Raw genomic sequence first — 18,993 nt, 5'->3', positions numbered from 1 at the left:
CCCTCCCGGCGGACTCGTGCACCAGGAGCCCGTTCTGCTCCTCGACGGGCCTAGAAGGGGAACCGGGCGTGGCCCTGCTCCTGGACGGTGATCCACCGCCGCTCGCTGAACGACTCGACGCCGGCCTGGCCGCCGAACTTGCCGTAGCCGGACTCCTGGATCCCCCCGAAGGGGACCTGCGGCTCGTCCGCCACGGACTGGTCGTTGACGTGCACGATGCCGGTCCTCAGCCGGTTCGCCACGGCGATGCCCTCGCCCAGGTTCTCGGTGATGACGCCCGCCGTGAGGCCGTAGTTGGTGTTGTTCGCGAACTCCACGGCCTCGTCCGGGCCGTCCACCTCGAAGACGGTGGTGACGGCGCCGAAGATCTCGTCGTGGAAGATGTCCATCTCCGGGGTCACGTCCGTGAGGACGGTCGCCGGCACCAGGGAGTTCCCGAGCCGGTGGCCGCCGGCGCGCACCACGGCGCCCTTCGCCACGGCGTCGTCGATGAGCCCGTACTGCCGCTCGGCCGAGCGGGCGCTGACGGCGGGGCCGATGACGGTGCTCGGGTCGGTGGGGTCGCCGGTGGGCAGGTCCTGCACCTTGCGCGCGAAGCGCACGGTGAACTCCTCCGCGATGCTGCGGTCCACGAGGACCCGGTCCACCGACATGCAGATCTGCCCGGCGTTCATGTAGGCGCCGAAGGCCGCGGCGTCCACCGCGTAGTCGAGGTCCGCGTCCTCGAGCACGACCAGGCTGTTCTTCCCGCCGAGCTCGAGGACGGCGGGCTTGAGGTGCTGCGCCGCGAGGGTGCCGATGGTGCGGCCCACGGCGGTGGACCCGGTGAAGTTCACGATCCGCACCCGCTGGTCGGAGATCAGCGCGGAGACCACGTCGGCGGCGTCGGCGCGGTCGTTGGTGACCACGTTGAGCGCGCCGGCGGGCAGCCCGGCGTCGACCAGGGCGTCGGCCAGGAAGAGTCCGCAGGCCAGCGGGGCGTCCTCGCTGGGCTTCAGCACCACGGTGTTGCCCACGGCCAGGGGCACCGCGATCGAGCGCATCCCGAGGATGAAGGGGGCGTTCCAGGGGGAGATCGCCGCGACGACGCCGTAGGGCCGGCGCACGGACATCGAGCGCACCCCCGGCATGTCGGTCGCGAGCACCTCGCCCTGGGGCAGGGTGGTGGCCCCGGCCGCCTCGCGCAGGATGTTGGCGGCCAGGTGGGTGTTGAACTCCGCCCAGCCGCGGACGCCGCCGACCTCCTGGGCCATGATCCCGGCGCCCTCCTCGATGCGCTCCTCGAACAGGTCGGCCGCGCGCAGGAAGATCCGCCGGCGGGCGCTGGGGGTCATCCCCGCCCACTCCTCCGAGGCGGACGCGGCGGCGTCGACGGCCCGGGTCACGTCCTCGGGGCCGCCGGCGGCGACCGTGGCGAAGACCTCGCCCGTGTAGGGGTTGATGTCCTCGGCGGTCCGGCCGCTGAGGGCGGGCACGTGCTCGCCGTCGATGATGAGATCTCGGCTGATGCTCATGGCGCGCCTTTCGCTGGACGTCGTCCCCGAGGGGACCTCGCATGGCCGCAAGCATACTGAGCGCATCCGGGAACCCCCACGGCACGGGCCGGACGGACGGAGCACCGGCGGGCGGGGCGCAGAATGGGACCCGTGGAACTCATCGTCGTCGCCGCTCTCGCCATCCTCGTGGGCTCGATCCTGCAGCGCGTCTCAGGGACCGGGGTCGGGCTCGTCGTCGCGCCCACCCTCGCCCTGCTGCTGGGTCCCGCCACGGGCGTGCTCGTCACCAACGCCACGACGACGGTCTCCGGGTTCCTCATCATGCTCTCGGTGTGGCGCCACGTGGACTGGCGTCGCTTCGCGCTCATCGCACCGGCCGCCGCCGTGGGCGCCGTGCCCGCGGCGCTCGTGGTGCGCGAGCTGCCCGCCGCCTGGCTGCAGGTCGTGGTGGGCGGCGTGGTCCTGCTGGCCCTGACCACCATGTTCGGCCTCCCCCGCCTGCCCGAGTGGCCGGGGAGGCTGCCGACAATCCTCGCCGGGACCATCGGGGGGTTCTTCAACACCACGGCGGGGGTGGCCGGACCGGTCATGGTCATCCACTCCCGGCTGGCCCGCTGGGAGCAGCGCTCCTTCGCCGCGACCCTGCAGCCGGTGTTCATGACGATGGGCGCCCTCTCCGTGCTCACCAAGACCCTGCTCGGGGCGGCCGGCACGGGCGGGATGCCCCCGTGGTGGGTGGCGCCCGGGGTGGTGCTCACGGTGGTGCTGGGCATCCGGATCGGCGCGGTCGTCGCCGGCCGGGTGCCGCTGAGCGCCGCACGCACCACCGCCCTCGTGCTCGCCGGCCTGGGCGGAGCGCTCACGCTGGTGCGCGGGCTGCTGGGCGTGCTCTGAGCCCTGGAGAACGCGAGGCGTCCGGAGCTCAGCCGTCCTCCCGCGCCCGGCGCGTCGCGGCGTCGTTGGCCTTCCGGATCGCCGAGACGAGCTCCTTCTTGGTCATGTAGGAACGCCCCTCCACGCCGAGCCGCTTCGCCACCTCGTAGAGGTGCTGCTTCGAGGCGTTGGCGTCCACGCCGCCGGCGGTCTCCGCCGCGGAGTCCCGTCCGCCCTCGGCGTGCTCGTCGGAGGGACCGTACTCCTCCTTCGCCTCCCAGTGGTCCCCGACCTTCTCGTGGGTGTGCTTGAGCGCGCTGTAGGCGGTGCGGGCCGCGCGCTCCTCGTCGCCGTACTCCTCCAGCGCGGAGTCGTAGGTCTTGGCGAAGGTGTCCTGGGCCTTCTGCCCCGAGCGCTGCAGGGTGGAGGGCAGCTCGCTCTTCCTGGCGTGGTCGTTCTTGCCGGTCTTGGGCACGGTGTGCTCCTTCCGTCGGGGGTGGTCGAAGCGCGGTTCAAAAGACGGGCAGGCCTCCGGTGACGCCGAGGACGCTGCCGCTGACGAAGCCGGCCTCGGCCGGACAGGCCAGGAAGACGTAGGCGCCGGCCAGTTCGGCGGGCTGGCCGATGCGCCCCAGGGGCGTGTCCTTGCCCATGTGCGCGACCGCCTCGGGCTCCTTGGTGGCCGGCTGCAACGGGGTCCACACGGGGCCGGGGGCCACGGCGTTGACCCGGATGCCCGCAGGACCGAGGTCCGCGGCGAGGTTGGCGGTGACGTTGTTGAGCGCGGCCTTCGTGGCGGCGTAGTCGATCATCGTCGTCGACGGGTCGTAGGCCTGCACCGACGTGGTGTTGATGATGCTGTCACCGCGTCCCAGGTGCGGCAGCGCCGCCCGGCTGATCCACAGGGTGCCGTAGAGGTTGGTGCGCACGGCACGCTCCAGGTCCTCGGTGCGCAGCCCCTTCAGCCCGGACTCGCCGCGGGCCCAGTGGAACCCGGCGTTGTTCACCACGACGTTGAGCCCGCCGAGGCCCTCGACCGCGCGGTCCACGATCTCCTGGCAGCTCTGCTCCTCGCGCAGGTCCCCGGGCACGAGCACGGCCGTGCGACCCGCCTTCTCGATCCACCCCACGACGTCCTGGGCGTCCTCCTGCTCCTCGGGCAGGTAGTTGATCGCGACGTCGGCGCCCTCCCGGGCGAACGCGATGGCCACGGCCCGGCCGATTCCGGAGTCCCCGCCGGTAATCAGGGCCTTGAGCCCCTCGAGGCGGCCGCGCCCCACCCACGACGCCTCCCCGTGGTCGGGCACGGGGTCCATGGCCGCGGTCAGACCGGGCGGGGTCTGCTGCTGCTCGGGCATGCCCCCCTCGTCGTCGGCCATCGAGCGGGCGTGCTGGGAGGCGGGTCCTTCGGGCATGTCGGGCTCCTTCGATCAGGTTGCTTACTTTCCACGTGCTCCCACAGTAGGAGCAACGGGCAGGACTTGTCTGCCCCCGCGGCCCACAAACTTCCGCGCCGGGCGTGGACATCCCTCGACGGCCCTCGAGTTCCGTTGATAGGTTCACGGCACGCCCTGCCCCGCGCACCCGAGTGCGCCGCCGACCCTGGAGACACCGCATGAGCCCAGACATCAAGCCCCGCAGCCGCCAGGTCACCGACGGCCTCGACGCGACCGCCAGCCGCGGCATGCTCCGCGCCGTCGGCATGGGAGACGACGACTGGGACAAGCCCCAGATCGGCATCGCCAGCTCCTGGAACGACATCACCCCGTGCAACCTCTCCCTGGACCGTCTGGCCCAGGGCTGCCGGGAGGGCGTGCACGCCGGTGGGGGCTATCCCCTGCAGTTCGGCACGATCTCCGTCTCGGACGGGATCTCCATGGGCCACCAGGGGATGCACTTCTCGCTGGTCTCCCGCGAGGTGATCGCCGATTCCGTGGAGACCGTGATGCAGGCCGAGCGCCTCGACGGCTCCGTGCTGCTCGCCGGCTGCGACAAGTCCCTGCCCGGCATGCTGATGGCCGCCGCCCGCCTGGACCTGGCCTCCGTGTTCCTCTACGCCGGGACGATCGCCCCGGGGTGGGTGAAGCTGACCGACGGCACCGAGAAGGACGTCACCCTCATCGACGCGTTCGAGGCCGTGGGCGCGTGCAAGGCCGGGCTCATGGGCCGCCAGGACCTGGACCGGATCGAGCGCGCGATCTGCCCCGGCGAGGGCGCCTGCGGCGGGATGTACACGGCCAACACGATGGCGTCCGTGGCCGAGGCCATCGGGATGAGCCTGCCCGGCTCCGCGGCCCCGCCCTCGGCGGACCGGCGCCGCGACCAGTTCGCCCACCGCTCCGGGGAGGCCGTCGTCGAGATGCTCCGGCAGGGCATCACCGCCCGCCAGATCCTCACGCGGGAGGCGTTCGAGAACGCGATCACCGTGCTGATGGCCCTCGGCGGGTCCACGAACGCGGTCCTGCACCTGCTCGCCATCGCGCACGAGGCGGACGTGGAGCTGAGCCTCGAGGACTTCGACCGGATCGGCGACCGCGTCCCGCACCTGGCCGACGTCAAGCCGTTCGGCCGCTACGTGATGAACGACGTCGACCGGCACGGCGGCATCCCGGTGGTGATGAAGCTGCTGCTGGACGCCGGCCTGCTGCACGGCGACGTCCTCACGGTCACCGGGAGGAGCCTCGCCGAGAACCTGGCCGAGATCGACCCGGGCCCGGCGGACGGCAAGGTCATCCGCCGTCTCGACGACCCGATCCACCGCACGGGCGGCATCACGATCCTGCACGGCTCGCTCGCCCCGGAGGGCGCGGTCGTGAAGTCCGCGGGCTTCGACGCCGAGGTCTTCGAGGGCCCCGCCCGGGTCTTCGAGCGGGAGCAGCCCGCGATGGACGCGCTGGAGGCCGGGGAGATCGCGGCCGGGGACGTGCTGGTCATCCGCTACGAGGGCCCCAAGGGCGGGCCGGGCATGCGGGAGATGCTGGCCATCACCGGGGCCATCAAGGGAGCGGGCCTGGGCAAGGACGTGCTCCTGCTCACCGACGGCCGGTTCTCCGGGGGCACCACGGGGCTGTGCATCGGCCACATCGCCCCCGAGTCCGTCGACGGCGGGCCGATCGCCTTCGTGCGCGACGGCGACCGGGTCCGGGTGGACCTGGCGGGCCGCGCCCTCGACCTGCTGGTGGACGCGGAGGAGCTGGAGCGGCGCCGCAGCGGATGGGCCCCGCTGCCGCCGCAGTACGAGGGCGGGGTGCTGGGCAAGTACGCCAAGCTGGTCCGCTCGGCCTCGCTCGGGGCCGTCACCGGCTGAACGGCCGGACCGCTCCTCCGGGGAACGCACGGGGCCCCCGACCGCAGTGGTCGGGGGCCCCGTGCGTGCTGCCGGACGGTCCTAGATCGAGCCGCCGGCGGGACGGTCGTCGATGCGCCCCGAGGTGGGGTCCACGTCCACGTCGGCGTCGACCGCCGGGTCCGTGAGGGTGGAGTCGACAGGCGTGTCGGCCGGGACCTCCCCCGGCACAGTGGCCTCGGGGGCCACCGGCGTGACGGTGGGGGTCGCCGGAGCGGCCGGGGCATCCGCCTCGAAGGTGGCCGGCTGCGTGTCCTCGTCGTCGGAGTCCTTGCCCTTGGCGGCGGCGGCCACACCGGCGGCGGCGAGACCGGCGGCGGCGACGCCCGCGGCGACCGCCTTCCCGGAGATCCCGGCCTTGCCGTCGTCACCGCGGGAGGCGGCGGCGTCCTCGACACCGGGCGTTCCGACGGGGGCGCCCTCGTTGACCCTGCCCCGCCACGCGCCGGTGGCGTAGCCCTCGTCCTCGATGAACTTCTTGAACCGCTCCAGGTCGCCCTCGGCCTGGTTCTCGACCACGTTCAGCTTGTCCCCGACCTTCTCGACGAGGCCCTCGGGCTCGTACTCGAGGACCAGGTGCACCTCGGTGCGGCCGTCGCCCGCGGCGTGGAACATCACGGTGCCGGCGTTGGTGGCGCCCTCGGTGGCGGCCCAGGAGACCCGGCTGTCCGGGACCTGCTCCACGATCCGCGCCTCCCACTGCCGGCGGACGCCGCCGATCTCGGCGACCCACTCGAGGCGGTCGTCGCCGAGCTGGGTCACGCTCTTGACGCCGTTCATGAAGTGGGGGAACTCCTCGAACTGGGTCCACTGGTTGTACACGGTGCTCAGCGGCACGTCGACCACAACAGTCTTCTCGACCTTGGTGCTCATGGCATCTCCTTCGATCTGTCTCGGTGACCAGGGGTGGCGAACGGTTGCCGGTTCGCCAGTCTGCTTACGGTACCCCGCCTGCCCGGCCGCTGGCCAGGGTCAGGCGTCCTCGCCCAGCAGGGGCGCCACCCGGTAGGGGATGACGGTGCGCAGGAACATGCTCGTGGAGGTCCGCAGGATGCCCGGGCACAGCCGGATCTCCTCGGAGACCCGGTAGAGGTCCTCGGGGTCCTTCGCCACGACCCGGCACAGCAGGTCGGTCTGCCCGGCCGGGGCGAACACCTCGATGACCTGGGGGATCGCCTGCAGTCCGGAGATCGCCTCGTCCAGCTGGTGCTGGTCGAGCTCCACGGCCACGCTGGCGGCCAGTCCGTAGCCGAGCGCGGCGGGCGTCACCCGGGTGCTGTGCGGACGCAGCGCGGCGCTCGCACGGTACCGCTCGAGCCGGGCGTGGATCGTGCCGCGGGCCAGTCCGGTGCGCTGTGCCAGGGCCAGCACGGTCAGGCGCGGGTCCTCGTCCAGGGCCGCCAGGATCCTCCGGTCCGTCGCGTCCAGCGCGGCGCCTCCGGCCCCCGGGTTCGTCAAGCTGACCACCGCCGTCCCCCTGTCCGGGTCCGTATTGATCGATCTGATCAGGTTCAGACTAGACGTTTGCGCAGGGTGCCGGAAGCAGTGTGAACTGGTGGTCACACGGCGCGCCGACCGATCGACGTCGGTGCACCCGGCCGGCGCGGGCCGCCCACGAAGCGCCCCGCGTCCCGCACCGCTCACCACCCCGCAGCGGCAGGTCCCTCCCGGCCCGCGGGAGCTCTCCGGAGCTCCCGCGGGCCGAGCTCGTGCCGGGAGCCGCGCAGCGGCTCCCGGCACACCGGCCCGCCGCCGGACCGGTGGGGGCGCTCAGTCGTCCCAGCCCTGCTGGGGAGTGGCGCAGGACTCGCGGAAGACGTACTGGGAGATCCGCCGCCGCTCCCGGGAGGACCAGTCGATCGCGGGCCGGTGGTGCGCCTCGGGCACGTAGCCGAGGCGGTAGACGGCCATGAGCTCCAGGTCCTCGGGCACCTGCAGCAGCTCCACGATCTCGGCCCACCGGGCGGGGGCCTCCATGGGGAAGGAGATGAACTGGATGCCCATGCCGAGCTCCACCGTGGTCAGCCACAGGTTCTCCATGGCGGCACCCATCGAGAAGAGCGAGTAGAACCCGGAGAGCTCGCCGGGCCGGTACTCGCGGCGGTCGAGCATCACGCCGAGCAGCAGCGGTGCCCCGGACACGAGCTTGTGGTTCTCCGAGCCCAGGGTCTGCGGCACCCGCAGCCGGTTCATCATGGCCTGGCCGCCCGGGGTGAACGCCTTCTTGGTGAAGGGGCGCAGCACCGCGGGCAGCTTGTCGAAGAGCATCCCGAAGCGCTGCTCCTCCATCTCCTGCTTGCTGAAGCGGAAGTACCGCTTGTACCGGTCGAAGAACGTCCCCTCCGCCATCACCTGGGTCATGGAGTCGGCGCTGATCCGGGCGATCCGCTCGATGGTCCCCCGGTCCTCGATGAGCACGAAGCGCCACGGCTGGCTGTTGAACTGGGAGGGCGCGGCCGCCGCCGTGCGCAGCAGCAGCCGCTGGTGCTCCGGGGACACCGGGTCCGGCAGGAACGGCCCGTTGGTGGTGCGGCGGTTGAAGACGACGTCGAGGAACTCCATGTGCTCTCCGGTTCGGTCGGGGCGGTCAGCGCGCGCGGCGGGCGCGGGCTCGGAACAGGGCGGTGGCGTAGAACGGTGCCGCGGACAGCGCGGCGAGGGCGTGCCGGCGCGGGTGGCCCTGGGCGGGCGTGCCCACGTGGGGCAGGGCGGCCAGCGGCAGCAGCGCCGGGGCCAACGCACGGGCGGCCGCGCGCCGCGGGGCGGAGCGCGAGCAGGCGGAGACGACCGTGGCCAGCGCCGTCGTCGAGGTGGTGGCGATGTAGAGGGCGTGGTGGATCCAGCGGAACCGGCCCGTGTGCACGAGCCCGGCGCCCACGGACGCCCCCAGGGCCGCGTTGGCGGCCCAGCACGCGCTCGCGAGTCCGATCCACGGTCCGGGCGGTGCGCCCGGGGCGCGCACGGTGTCTCCCACGCGACTCCCCCTCCGGTTCTCCCGCCCGGCACCGGGCGGGAGGCCCAGTCTAGTGACGGTTCCGGAACGGGCTCCGTGCCGGTGCCGTCCCTTGGCGAAACGTGTCGGCCCGCACGAGAATGGGCAGATGCCTGACGTCGTGACGCGCGCCCGCCCCGACCTCTCCCGGCGGGACGCCGAGCTGCGGGAGCTCATGGACGACCCGGACGCCCGAGCCCTGGAGTGGGCGGCGGCGCGCACGGCCCGCTGGTCGGCCCGGCGCCCGCACCTGACACCCCCGGTCCTCCGGCGCACCACCAGCCGGGAGCTCGTCGCGGCGGGCGGGACGTTCGACGTGGTGATCTCGAACGACCTGCTCCACCACCTGGACCCGGAGCCCGTGCAGGAGCTCGTGGCCGACTCGGAGCGGCTGGCCCGCCGGCTCGTGGTGCACAACGACCTGGTGCGCAGCCCGGGGGCCTACCGGCTGTACTCGGTGGGCGTCCTCCCCCTGACCCCGGGCTCCTTCCTGCGCACCGACGGGCTGCGGTCCCTGCGCCGCGCGTACGTCCCCCACGAGCTGCGCGCGCTGGCCGGGCCCGGCTGGGCGGTCCGGCCGGGCACGTTCGCGCACCAGCAGCTGGTCCGGGACCGTTCACTTCCGGTTCAGACGCATGGCCCACGCTGACAGCAGCACCGAGACGAACGGGCCCGACCGGCCCGGGAACGGAGACCACGTGAAGATCGCGATCCTCGGAGGCGACGGCTTCTGCGGCTGGCCCGCCGCTCTGCACCTGTCGGCCCGGGGCCACGACGTGCTCGTCGTCGACAACTTCTCGCGCCGCGCGATCGACGCCGACCTCGGAACCGAGTCGCTGACCCCCATCCGGAGCCTCCACGAGCGGCGCGCCGCGTGGACCCAGGTCACGGGGCGGCGGATCGACGCCGTCGAGCTCGACCTCGCCGAGGACTACGAGGGGTTCCTCGAACTGCTGCGCACCGAGCGCCCGGACGCCGTGGTGCACTTCGCGGAGCAGCGGGCCGCGCCGTTCTCCATGAAGAGCCCGCGCACCAAGCGCTACACGGTCGACAACAACGTCAACGCCACGCACAACGTCCTGTGCGCGATCGTGGAGTCCGGCCGGGACGTCCACCTCGTGCACCTGGGCACCATGGGCGTCTACGGGTACGGCACCGCCGGCATGCAGATCCCGGAGGGCTACCTGGACGTGGAGGTCCCCGGTCCGCACGGCAACGTGCCCCAGGAGATCCTCTACCCCTCCAACCCCGGCTCCCTGTACCACATGACCAAGGTGCTGGACCAGACCATGTTCGCGTTCTACGCCAGGAACGACGGGCTGCGCATCACCGACCTGCACCAGGGGATCATCTGGGGCACGAGCACCCCGGAGACCGCGCTCGACGAGCGGCTCGTCAACCGCTTCGACTACGACGGCGACTACGGCACCGTCCTCAACCGGTTCCTCGTCCAGGCGGCGGTCGGCCACCCGCTGACCGTGCACGGCACCGGCGGGCAGACCCGGGCGTTCATCCACATCCAGGACATGGTCCGGTGCGTGGAACTGGCGCTGCTCCATCCCCCGGCGACCGGCGACCGGGTGAAAATCTTCAACCAGATGACGGAGACCCACCGGGTGCGCGACCTCGCCCGGCTGGTGGCGGAGCTCACCGGAGCGCAGGTCGAGACCGTCCCGAACCCGCGCCAGGAGTCCGCGGAGAACGACCTGCACGTGGTCAACGAGGCCTTCCTGAGCCTGGGCCTGCAGCCCACCACCCTCTCGGAGGGGCTGCTCCTCGAGGTCGAGCTGACGGCCGAGCGCTGGGCCGACCGCGTGGACCTGTCCCGGATCCCGGCGACGTCCGTGTGGAACGGCCGGCGCCGGCCCGGGATCCCCGCCTCGGCGTCCCGCCCCGCACCGGTGGGCGCCTGAGCCCCGGATGCGGATCGCGCTCTACACGGACGTCTTCCTGCCGAACGTCGACGGGGTGGTCACCCGGGTGCTGCGCACCCTGGACGAGCTCGGCGAGCTCGGCCACGAGGTCCTGGTCCTCACCCCCGGCCGCCTGCCCGGCACGTACGGTCCGCACCGGGTGGCCCGGGCCCGGTCCGTCACCTTCCCCTGGTACCCGGACATCCGGGGCGGGCTGCCCACCGTCCGGGTCGAGCGCGCCGTGACGGCGTTCCGCCCGGACGTGGTGCACGCGGTGAACCCGGTGTGGTTCGGGTCCTGGGGCACGCTCTCGGCCCGGTGGCGGGACCTGCCGCTGCTGGCCTCCTTCCACACGGACGTCCCGCAGTACATGAGCGCTCTCGGTCTCGGCCCCCTGCGCGGGGCCGTGGAGCAGTGGATCCGCGCGACGCACAACCTGGCCCAGGTCAACCTGTGCACCTCGGGGCCGATGGTCGAGCGGGCCGCCCGGATGGGCCTGCGGGACGTGGCCCTGTGGCCCAAGGGCGTGGACACGCGGCTGTTCTCCCCCGCGAAGGCCTCCCCCGCCATGCGCGCACGCCTCACGGACGGGCACCCCGGGGAGCGGCTGGTGCTCTCCGTGGGGCGGCTGTCGAAGGAGAAGAACCTCGAGGCCCTGCTCCAGCCGATCCGGCAGCTGCCGGGCACCCGGCTCGCCGTGGTGGGCACGGGACCGCACCGGGCGGAGCTCGAGACGCGCTTCGCCGGCACCCCCACGACCTTCGTCGGCCCGCTGACCGGGGAGGATCTCGCCGCGGCGTACGCCTCGGCGGACGTGTTCGCGTTCCCGTCCACCACCGAGACCCTGGGTCTGGTGGCCCTGGAGTCCCTGGCCAGCGGGGTGCCGGTGGTCGGCGCCCGGGCCGGAGGCATCCCGTTCGCGGTCGACGACGGTCGCACGGGCCTGCTCGCCGCGCCCGGCGACGCCGTCGAGCTCACGGCGCACCTCGCCCGGCTGCTCGACGACGGCCCCCTGCGCGACCGCATGGGCGGGGCCGGCCGGGCCGACGCCGAGGCGCACGGCTGGCGCAGCGCCACCGAGGCGCTGGTGGCCTCCTACGAGCAGGCGGTCGAGCGGCACCGGGTGCGCCGAGGCCGCCCCGACAGGCCCGTCCACAGCAGGACGGGACTGTCCCGCGGGTCCGGGACACCGTACCGGCTCCGCGCGCGCGCCTGACCCCGGACCCGACCCCCGGGCCGGTCCGGCGGCGACGGCCCCCACGCTCCGGGCGAGCCCCTCGTTCACAATTGCCAAGAATTCCTACCAGCACGTAGTTTGGCGGCACAGCAGTCCTTCGGCCGCCGTCCGGGAGCTCCGCAGTTCGACGGAGCCCTCCGCGCGCCGCACGACCAGCAGCACGACGTCTCCTGTCGCCTCCGCCACCGTGTGCGGACGGGTGACGCCGGGGAGGTCCTGCCGCGCGCTGCAGGCCGCGGGATCGGCCCGGGGCCACGAGGGGATTCAGGAGACACGACATGACCGTTGCCAAGACCTGGGCAGCCGCGGGTTCCGCGGCCACGATGCTGGTGGGAGGCCTCGTCCTGGGGGCCCCGGCCGCCGTCGCCGCACCCGGTGACGCCGCCTGCCTGCAGGCCACGAACCAGCTCGACGCCGCGCTGGCCGGCGCCGGCCTCACCCCTGAGTCGATCATGGCGCTGGACCAGACCGCGGACGCCGTGGCCTCCGTGGAGGCGCAGTACACCGCGCTGGTGGAGGGTGCGGGCGGCCCGAGCCTGGCCGAGCTCCAGGCCGCCGCAGCGGCCCTGGTGGCGGCCCAGGAGTCCGGCGACCCGGCGGCCGTCGCCCAGGCCGAGGCCCGCATCGCCGAGCTGGACGCGGCGCTGGCCGCCGCCCTCGGCACCGTGGACCCCGCCGCCCTGGAGGCCGCACTGGTCGAGACCGGTGCGACGTTCGAGGCGCTCCTGGCGGAGCTGGCCCTCGACGAGGCCACCGTCAACCAGCTCCTGGTGCTGCTCGAGCAGGCCGTCGTCGCCTGCGAGGGCCAGCTCGGCCAGCCGCCCGTCGTCGCCCCCGCCCCGGTGGCCCCGGCGCCCGTTCCCGCGGAGGCCGCTCCCGTCGTGGAGGCGCCCGTCACGGGGACCCCCGCCGTGGAGACCCCCGTCCTGGACGCTCCCGCGGTGGAAGCTCCCGCTGTGGGGGCTCCCGCGGTGGAGGCCCCTGCTCAGGCCGCCCCGGGGGCCGTCAACCCGGGCCTCAACATGCAGACCGGCGCCGGGGAGCAGTCCGGCGGGCCGGGCACGGGCCTGCTGGTCGGGCTGTTCGCCGCCGGGAGCGCGCTGTCGGCCGCTGTCGCGGTGCGGCTGGGCCGGCGCGGCCGGGCCTGAGCCGCCCCGCCGTCCCGTGGCCCGCACGGGCTGCGGGACGGCGGAGCACGCGCAATCCCGGGCAGGACGTCACTCCCGGGTCACCGCGCTGCTGCCCTCGGTCGGGGCGGTCGGCGGATCCAGGACGGCCACGAGCCGGGCGAGGTCCTGGGCCGCCGTGATCACCAGGCGGCCCTCGGTCCCGGAGGGGTCCGTGAGCTCGGCGCTCAGCCGCCCCACGAGGGAGCGGACCCGCTCGGCCGCCTCCTCGGGGTCCTCCCCCGCCGACCACGCCTGCACGACGTCCGCGCTGGACCGCGCCGCCTCGGCCAGCCTGCCGCTCAGAGCAGTGGGGATCACCCAGTCGTGCCCCCGGTGGTCGTAGAGCTCGCGCAGAGCGTCCGTGAATCCCCGGAGGTGGAAGACCACGCTCTCGAGCTGCAGCATCGACGCGTATCCCGGGTCCGTCTGACGCCGGTGGCGGCGGCGCAGGACCACGCGGGGATTGCCCCGGGCGCTCTGCGCCGACTCGTCGACCGCCTCGCGGACCTCGCCCGTGATCTTCACGAGCGCGTGGTTGCGCTCCTGCCAGTCCCGTCCGGCGGTGGTCCCCGGCTCGGCCAGCTCCCCGGCCGCGTCCTGGAGGTAGTCCACGACGACGCCCTGCAGCCGGTCCAGCTGCAGGCGGGCGGTGCGGAAGTCCAGCGGCGGGAACACCAGTGCGTTGACGAGCAGTCCGATCACGACGCCCACGGACATCTGCACCAGGAAGCCGGCGGAGAACCCCTCGGCGTCCTGGCCGCCGATGATGAGCACGAACAGAGCGCCCACGGGCACGTACTCCGCCCCGGCCCCGAGCCGGCGGACCCCGGCCAGCAGCACACCGATGCCCACCGCCACGGCGACCGTCAGCAGGTTGGGCTGGCCGACCAGCAGCACCCCGCCCGCCAGGGCGATGCCCAGGGCGATGCCGAGCACGGTCTGCAGCCCGGCCCGGACCGAACCGAACACGGTGGGGTACATCGCGGAGATCGCCCCGAGCGGCGCGTAGTAGGGGTACTCGTCGAGCACCCCGGGCATCCGCTGGGCCACCGCCCAGGACACGGCCACGGCGAGTGCCGTCTTCAGGGCGAGAAGGAGCCGGGCGCCACGTATCGTCTGCACCCGGACATCCTACGGACCGGTCGGCAGGCACGGACCGGCCGGTAGGATCGAGCCGCCGTCCGCCCCGGACGGGAAACCCCACGCCGAGACCCGCCACGAGGAGACCCGCGATGAGCCGACCGCCGCACCGGCGCCTGCTCCTGGTCCTGGTCCTGGCCGTGGGCCTGGGCGGGGCCCTGGGGACCGGCGCCCGCCACGGGCTCTCGGTGCTGCTGCCGGCTGCGGCCGGCTGGCCGGTGGCCACCCTCGCGGCGAACCTGCTCGGGGCGTTCCTGCTCGGGGTGCTCCTCGAGGCCCTCCTCCGCCGCGGCGCGGAGACCCCCCGCGGGCTGCTGCTGCGCCTGGGTGCCGGGACCGGGGCGCTGGGCGGGTTCACGACGTTCTCCTCGCTCGCCCTCGAGACGCAGCACATGCTCTCGGACGGTGCCGCCGGGCAGGCACTGGCCTACGTGGGGCTCTCGCTGGCCGGCGGCTTCACGGCCTGCCTGGCCGGCACCCTCCTCGCCGCCCGGGGACGGCGAGCGTGAGCGCCCTGCTCACCGGGCTGCTGGTCTGCCTGCTGGGCGGACTGGGGGCGATGGCACGCTTCACGGTCGACGGGGCGGTGCGGCAGCGCTGGTCTACGACCTTCCCGGCCGGCACGATGGCCGTCAACGTGAGCGGGTCCTTCCTGGCCGGGGTGCTCGCCGGGGCCGCGGCGGCCGGGGCACTGGGCGGGTCCGCCGCCGCCGCTGCCGTCGCCGGCTTCTGCGGTGGGTACACCACCTTCTCCACCGCGATGGCGGACACCGTGCGGCTGGCCCGGGACGGGGAGACCCTGCGCGCAGCGTGCAACGCCGTGGGCACCGCCGCGCTGACCGTGCTGGCCGTCCTCGCCGGGCTGGCCGCGACCACGTCGCTGCTCTGATCCCCGCCCCTGCGACATCCTTCGGCACCCCTGGTGACACCGCTCACCCTGTGGAATAGTGCGTATTCACTATTCATGGTTCCGCCGACGGCCCTGGCGCTCCTGGCCGCCCCCGTGCTGGGGCAGAAGCAGCCGCCGCCCTCGTCATCCTCCCCGTCAAGAAAGTGCAGTGATCATGACCGACACGACACACGCCCTCGCTCGCACCACCCGGCTCAGCGAGCTCGTCGGCCGCCTCTCCCTGGAGGAGAAGGTGCATCTGCTCACCGGGGAGACCGCCTTCACCCTGCCGGGCAGCGACCGGATCGGGCTGGCGCCCCTGGCCTTCTCGGACGGGCCCACCGGGGTGCGCGGGCTGAAGTTCATCGGCGGCGACGCCGTGGCCCTGTTCCCCAACGCCACGCTCATCGCCGGTTCCTTCGACGACGGGATCGCCGAGGAGGTGGGGCAGATGCTGGCCGAGGAGGCCCAGCGCCAGCACATCCACGTGGTGCTCGGACCCACCATCAACCTGCACCGCACCCCGCTGGGCGGACGGCTGTTCGAGGCCTACTCCGAGGACCCCTACCTCACCGGGCGCACCGCCGCCGCCTACGTGAACGGCATGCAGGAGCGCGGCACGGCCGCGTGCCTGAAGCACCTGGTGGCCAACGAGTCCGAGACCCTGCGCAACTTCATGGACTCCCGGGTCTCGGAGACCGCCCTGCGGGAGCTCTACCTGCTGCCGTTCGAGATGGCGGTCCAGGACGCGCACGCCTGGTCGATGATGGCCGCCTACAACGACGTCAACGGGGTGCCGGCCACCGAGCAGGACCACGTCCAGAACCGGATCGTCAAGGACGAGTGGGACTGGGACGGGCTGATCATGAGCGACTGGTTCGCCACCAAGCGCACCGCGGCCTCCGCCAACGGCGGCCTGGACCTGGTCATGCCCGGCCCCGACGGCCCCTGGGGCGAGCGCCTCGTGGCCGCCGTGCGGGCCGGGGAGGTCACCGAGGAGACCGTGGACGGCCACGTGCTGCGGCTGCTGCGCCTGGCCGACCGGGTCGGGGGCCTGGCTGCCGGCGGACAGGAGCCCCGGCAGTGGGCTCAGGACCTGCCCGCGGTGGACTCGCCCCGGCGGCAGGAGCAGCTGCGCCGCATCGCCGCCCGCGGCATGACGGTGGTGGCGAACAACGGCGCCCTGCCCCTCGCCGACACGGGAAACGTGGCCCTGATCGGCCGGCACGCGCTCGACACCGTGGACATGGGCGGAGGCTCCGCGAAGGTCGTCCCGCCCTACCAGTCCACCGTCGCCGAAGGGCTCACCGCGCTGCTCGGGAACCGTGTGAGCGTCGCCGACGGCGTGGCCGTGCGGGCCCGCGCTGTCCCCGCGGACCCGGTCTTCCTCACCGACCCCGCGACCGGTACCGCGGGCATGGAGGTCGCCCTACTGGCCGCCGACGGCGCCGAGCTGGCCCGGTACCACTCGGACTCCTCCGCGATCTCGATCGGCTGGGACGACGACCTCGACCAGGACCCGGCCGCCGCCGTGCTCACCACCACCCTGGCCAACGAGGCCGGGCCGGTGCTGCTCGGCGCGATCGGCGCCGGCCGCTGGACCGTGGCCGCCGGCGACCGGGAGGTCTCGGCCGAGCTCGGCTTCGCCGGCAAGGACCCGGGCGAGTCCATGCTGCGCCCACCGGCCTTCGAGGAGGTGCTCGAGCTGCCGGCCGGGGCCACCGTCACGGCCACCGTGGCGCTCGACCCGGTGGACTGGCGCGAGACGCTCCTGGGTGATCCCGCCCTGGACCTGGCCGAGGAGAGCCACCTGCTGGACATGTCCGCCATGGGCATCACCGCACTGGTCGCCGTCCCGGCCCCGCGCTCCGACGACGCGCTGATCGTCGACGCCGAGGCCGCGGCAACCGCCGCCGGCACCGCCGTCGTCGTCGTCGGGCTCACCGAGGAGGACGAGACCGAGGCGGCGGACAAGACGACCCTGGCCCTGCCCGGCCGGCAGGACGAGCTCGTGGCCCGGGTCGCGGCGGCCGCACGGCGCACGGTGGTCGTCGTCAACGCCGCCACCCCCGTGCTCATGCCCTGGCTGGACCAGGTGGACGCGGTGCTGGTCGCCGGTCTCCCGGGGCAGGAGGGCGGGCACGCGGTGGCGGCCGTGCTCACGGGCGAGCTGGAGCCGACCGGGCGCCTGGTCACGAGCTACCCGGCCGCGGACGGCGCGGCCCCGGCCTGGGACGTGGTCCCGGACGAGGACCTGGTCCTGTCCTACGACGACGGCACCTTCATCGGCCACCGCGGCTTCCACGCCGGCCACGCCCCCGCCCCGCTGTTCTGGTTCGGCCACGGGCTGGGCTACGGCGCCTGGGAGTACGGGGCCGTGCAGGCCCACGAGGGCGAGGCCGGGCTGGTGGTGGACGTCGAGGTCACGAACACCTCGGACCGGGACTCCCGCGAGACCGTGCAGGTCTACCTGGACCCCGCCGAGGACGACCAGCCGATCCGCCTGGTCGGCTACCGCGGCGCGGAGGTGCCCGCCGGAGCCACGGCCACCGTCACGGTGGCCTGCGACCAGCGGCTGCGGCGCCGCTGGGACGAGGCCACCGGCACCTGGGCGCCGCTGGCCGCGGGCGGAGAGCTGGTCGTCGCCCGCGGGCTGGGCGACGTCCGGGCGCGCGTATCGTTGGCCTGAGCACCGGGGTGGGGGCGGTCGGCCGCCCCCACCCCACCCGCACTCCGATCGCCGGGGCGGTCCGGCGAGGACGCGCCCCCAGGAGCAGGCCATGGCCACCGAGACCACGCCTCCCCGGCCCCGCCGCGGCCGGGGCCGCCCCCGGGGCGCCGACAGCGCCGCCCGGCGGGAGGACATCCTCGCGACCGCCACCGAGGTCTTCTCCGTGGTGGGCTACCGGGGGACCTCGATGAGCGAGGTGGCCCGGGCCTGCGGCATGAGCCAGACGGGGCTGACCCACTACTTCCCCACCAAGGACGTCCTCCTGCAGGCCGTCATGGACCGCCGCGACGAGATGGACGCCGCGCGGATCCAGCCGCCGGGCAGCGGTCGGCCGCGGGGCTGGGCCTTCCTGGAGAGCCTGGCGGACCTCGTGCGGCACAACCAGGAACAGCCCGGCATCGTGCGCCTGTTCACCACCGTGGCCGGGGAGGCGGTGGACCCCGAGCACCCCGCCAACACCTGGTTGCGCCTCCACCACCGCGCCATCGCCGAGCAGTTGCGGACCGCGCTGGCGGAGGCCGCGGCGGACGGCCGCCTGGCCGGGGACGCCCCGACGGAGTCGATCGTGCGCTGTGTCGTCGCCGCCATGGACGGCCTGCAGATCCAATGGCTCTCCGACCGCGACCACCCGGACATGGCCGAGGACTTCGCGGTGCTGGTCGACTCCCTCCGCCACCGCTGGGAGCGCTGAAACCGCCCCGGACCCGGGTCCAGGCCTCGCGACCCGCGGCTCGTGGCCGGCGATCCGGCCGGGCGCCCCCCCCGGGTGGACGGGGTGACGCCGATAGTGCCGGTCGTGCCCGGGAAACCCCTTCCGCACCCGCCCACATCACCAGTAGGCTTGCTATTCAGCTGGAACAACCGTCCCCAGCAGGACCGACCCGAGAAGGCAGGGCCCCGTGGCCGACATCAATCCCGAGCAAGCGCGCAACGACCCCGAGAAGGCCCAGGATGCCTTGAACGAGGAATCCGGCCGGAGCATCGAGGGAGATTCTCCCCCCGATGCCGGCTCGGGTGTCGGACCCACCAACCACGAGCTCGACGTCGACCACCCCGGGGACTCCGCGAAGGGCAAGATCGCGATCGTGGCCATCCTCGGCCTGGTCGTGCTCTTCGCCGTGCTGTGGTTCGTCGGGGCGATCGTCGGCATGTTCTGAGGCCCCAGCACCTGGGCCTCGGCGCCTGAGCCTCGGCGTCTGCAGCTCGG

At 73.8% G+C, this 18,993-nt stretch carries 19 protein-coding genes; 11 read left to right on the top strand and 8 right to left on the bottom strand.

Features of this window, described 5'->3' with window-relative positions:
- Positions 1 to 50: 50 nt before the first annotated feature.
- Positions 51 to 1,514: an aldehyde dehydrogenase family protein gene (locus RE027_RS12370; RefSeq protein ID WP_368808572.1), complete on the bottom strand. Its 1,464-nt coding sequence runs from the start codon at positions 1,512 to 1,514 to the stop codon at positions 51 to 53.
- Between the two features lie 123 nt (positions 1,515 to 1,637).
- On the opposite strand from RE027_RS12370, the gene RE027_RS12365 reads away from it, so the two are divergent.
- On the top strand, positions 1,638 to 2,390 hold the full coding sequence (locus tag RE027_RS12365) for a TSUP family transporter (protein WP_368808571.1): 753 nt from the start codon (positions 1,638 to 1,640) through the stop codon (positions 2,388 to 2,390).
- A 28-nt stretch (positions 2,391 to 2,418) separates the two neighbouring features.
- On the opposite strand, the gene RE027_RS12360 is transcribed toward RE027_RS12365, so the two are convergent.
- Positions 2,419 to 2,844 (bottom strand): ChaB family protein, encoded by a 426-nt coding sequence (locus RE027_RS12360; protein WP_368808570.1) that lies wholly within the window; start codon positions 2,842 to 2,844, stop codon positions 2,419 to 2,421.
- Between the two features lie 37 nt (positions 2,845 to 2,881).
- Positions 2,882 to 3,784, bottom strand: a complete 903-nt coding sequence (locus tag RE027_RS12355) for an SDR family oxidoreductase (RefSeq protein ID WP_368808569.1) — start codon at positions 3,782 to 3,784, stop codon at positions 2,882 to 2,884.
- A gap of 200 nt (positions 3,785 to 3,984) precedes the next feature.
- Between RE027_RS12355 and ilvD the strand changes: the two genes are divergently transcribed.
- Positions 3,985 to 5,676 (top strand): dihydroxy-acid dehydratase, encoded by a 1,692-nt coding sequence (ilvD, locus tag RE027_RS12350; RefSeq protein WP_368808568.1) that lies wholly within the window; start codon positions 3,985 to 3,987, stop codon positions 5,674 to 5,676.
- Between the two features lie 81 nt (positions 5,677 to 5,757).
- Here ilvD and RE027_RS12345 read toward each other — a convergent pair whose 3' ends face one another.
- The 4 genes from RE027_RS12345 to RE027_RS12330 all read right to left on the bottom strand — a co-directional run bounded on the left by RE027_RS12345 (position 5,758) and on the right by RE027_RS12330 (position 8,689).
- Entirely contained in the window at positions 5,758 to 6,588 is an 831-nt protein-coding gene (locus tag RE027_RS12345) for an SRPBCC family protein (RefSeq protein WP_368808567.1), read from the bottom strand.
- A 99-nt stretch (positions 6,589 to 6,687) separates the two neighbouring features.
- Positions 6,688 to 7,182: an Lrp/AsnC family transcriptional regulator gene (locus RE027_RS12340; RefSeq protein WP_368808566.1), complete on the bottom strand. Its 495-nt coding sequence runs from the start codon at positions 7,180 to 7,182 to the stop codon at positions 6,688 to 6,690.
- 303 nt (positions 7,183 to 7,485) lie between these two features.
- Positions 7,486 to 8,277, bottom strand: a complete 792-nt coding sequence (locus tag RE027_RS12335) for a nitroreductase family protein (protein ID WP_368808565.1) — start codon at positions 8,275 to 8,277, stop codon at positions 7,486 to 7,488.
- Between the two features lie 25 nt (positions 8,278 to 8,302).
- Positions 8,303 to 8,689 (bottom strand): hypothetical protein, encoded by a 387-nt coding sequence (locus tag RE027_RS12330; protein WP_368808564.1) that lies wholly within the window; start codon positions 8,687 to 8,689, stop codon positions 8,303 to 8,305.
- 127 nt (positions 8,690 to 8,816) lie between these two features.
- Here RE027_RS12330 and RE027_RS12325 point away from each other — a divergent pair, with 127 nt between their 5' ends.
- The 4 genes from RE027_RS12325 (at position 8,817) to RE027_RS12310 (ending at position 13,005) form a co-directional block, all read left to right on the top strand.
- Complete coding sequence (locus RE027_RS12325; RefSeq protein ID WP_368808563.1) at positions 8,817 to 9,356, top strand: class I SAM-dependent methyltransferase; 540 nt, start codon at positions 8,817 to 8,819, stop codon at positions 9,354 to 9,356.
- 49 nt (positions 9,357 to 9,405) lie between these two features.
- A complete protein-coding gene (locus RE027_RS12320) occupies positions 9,406 to 10,620 on the top strand; it encodes an NAD-dependent epimerase/dehydratase family protein (RefSeq protein ID WP_368808562.1) in 1,215 nt (404 codons plus the stop codon).
- A 7-nt stretch (positions 10,621 to 10,627) separates the two neighbouring features.
- Positions 10,628 to 11,836 carry a glycosyltransferase family 4 protein gene (locus RE027_RS12315; RefSeq protein WP_368808561.1) on the top strand — a complete coding sequence of 403 codons (1,209 nt, stop codon included), beginning with the start codon at positions 10,628 to 10,630 and terminating at the stop codon, positions 11,834 to 11,836.
- A gap of 299 nt (positions 11,837 to 12,135) precedes the next feature.
- Positions 12,136 to 13,005, top strand: coding sequence for a hypothetical protein (locus RE027_RS12310; protein WP_368808560.1), 870 nt, complete (start codon positions 12,136 to 12,138; stop codon positions 13,003 to 13,005).
- Between the two features lie 69 nt (positions 13,006 to 13,074).
- Here the strand turns inward: RE027_RS12310 and RE027_RS12305 are convergent, their stop codons facing one another.
- Complete coding sequence (locus tag RE027_RS12305) at positions 13,075 to 14,148, bottom strand: FUSC family protein (protein WP_368808559.1); 1,074 nt, start codon at positions 14,146 to 14,148, stop codon at positions 13,075 to 13,077.
- Positions 14,149 to 14,258: 110 nt separating this feature from the next.
- Here RE027_RS12305 and RE027_RS12300 point away from each other — a divergent pair, with 110 nt between their 5' ends.
- The 5 genes from RE027_RS12300 (at position 14,259) to RE027_RS12280 (ending at position 18,943) form a co-directional block, all read left to right on the top strand.
- Positions 14,259 to 14,675, top strand: a complete 417-nt coding sequence (locus tag RE027_RS12300) for a fluoride efflux transporter FluC (RefSeq protein ID WP_368808558.1) — start codon at positions 14,259 to 14,261, stop codon at positions 14,673 to 14,675.
- Entirely contained in the window at positions 14,672 to 15,055 is a 384-nt protein-coding gene (locus RE027_RS12295; protein ID WP_368808557.1) for a fluoride efflux transporter FluC, read from the top strand. The genes RE027_RS12300 and RE027_RS12295 overlap by 4 nt, the downstream gene beginning before the upstream one ends.
- A gap of 175 nt (positions 15,056 to 15,230) precedes the next feature.
- Positions 15,231 to 17,744 carry a glycoside hydrolase family 3 protein gene (locus RE027_RS12290; RefSeq protein WP_368808556.1) on the top strand — a complete coding sequence of 838 codons (2,514 nt, stop codon included), beginning with the start codon at positions 15,231 to 15,233 and terminating at the stop codon, positions 17,742 to 17,744.
- A gap of 91 nt (positions 17,745 to 17,835) precedes the next feature.
- The gene (locus tag RE027_RS12285) at positions 17,836 to 18,477 is read left to right on the top strand and encodes a TetR/AcrR family transcriptional regulator (RefSeq protein WP_368808555.1); all 642 of its coding nucleotides are present in this window, start codon (positions 17,836 to 17,838) and stop codon (positions 18,475 to 18,477) included.
- Positions 18,478 to 18,685: 208 nt separating this feature from the next.
- Positions 18,686 to 18,943: a DUF6480 family protein gene (locus RE027_RS12280; RefSeq protein WP_368808554.1), complete on the top strand. Its 258-nt coding sequence runs from the start codon at positions 18,686 to 18,688 to the stop codon at positions 18,941 to 18,943.
- Positions 18,944 to 18,993 lie beyond the last annotated feature (50 nt).

The organism is Kocuria sabuli (assembly GCF_040981185.1).
In the GTDB taxonomy this organism is placed as follows: Bacteria; Actinomycetota; Actinomycetes; order Actinomycetales; family Micrococcaceae; genus Kocuria; species Kocuria sabuli.
This window is presented reverse-complemented; position numbering and strand designations above follow the sequence as displayed.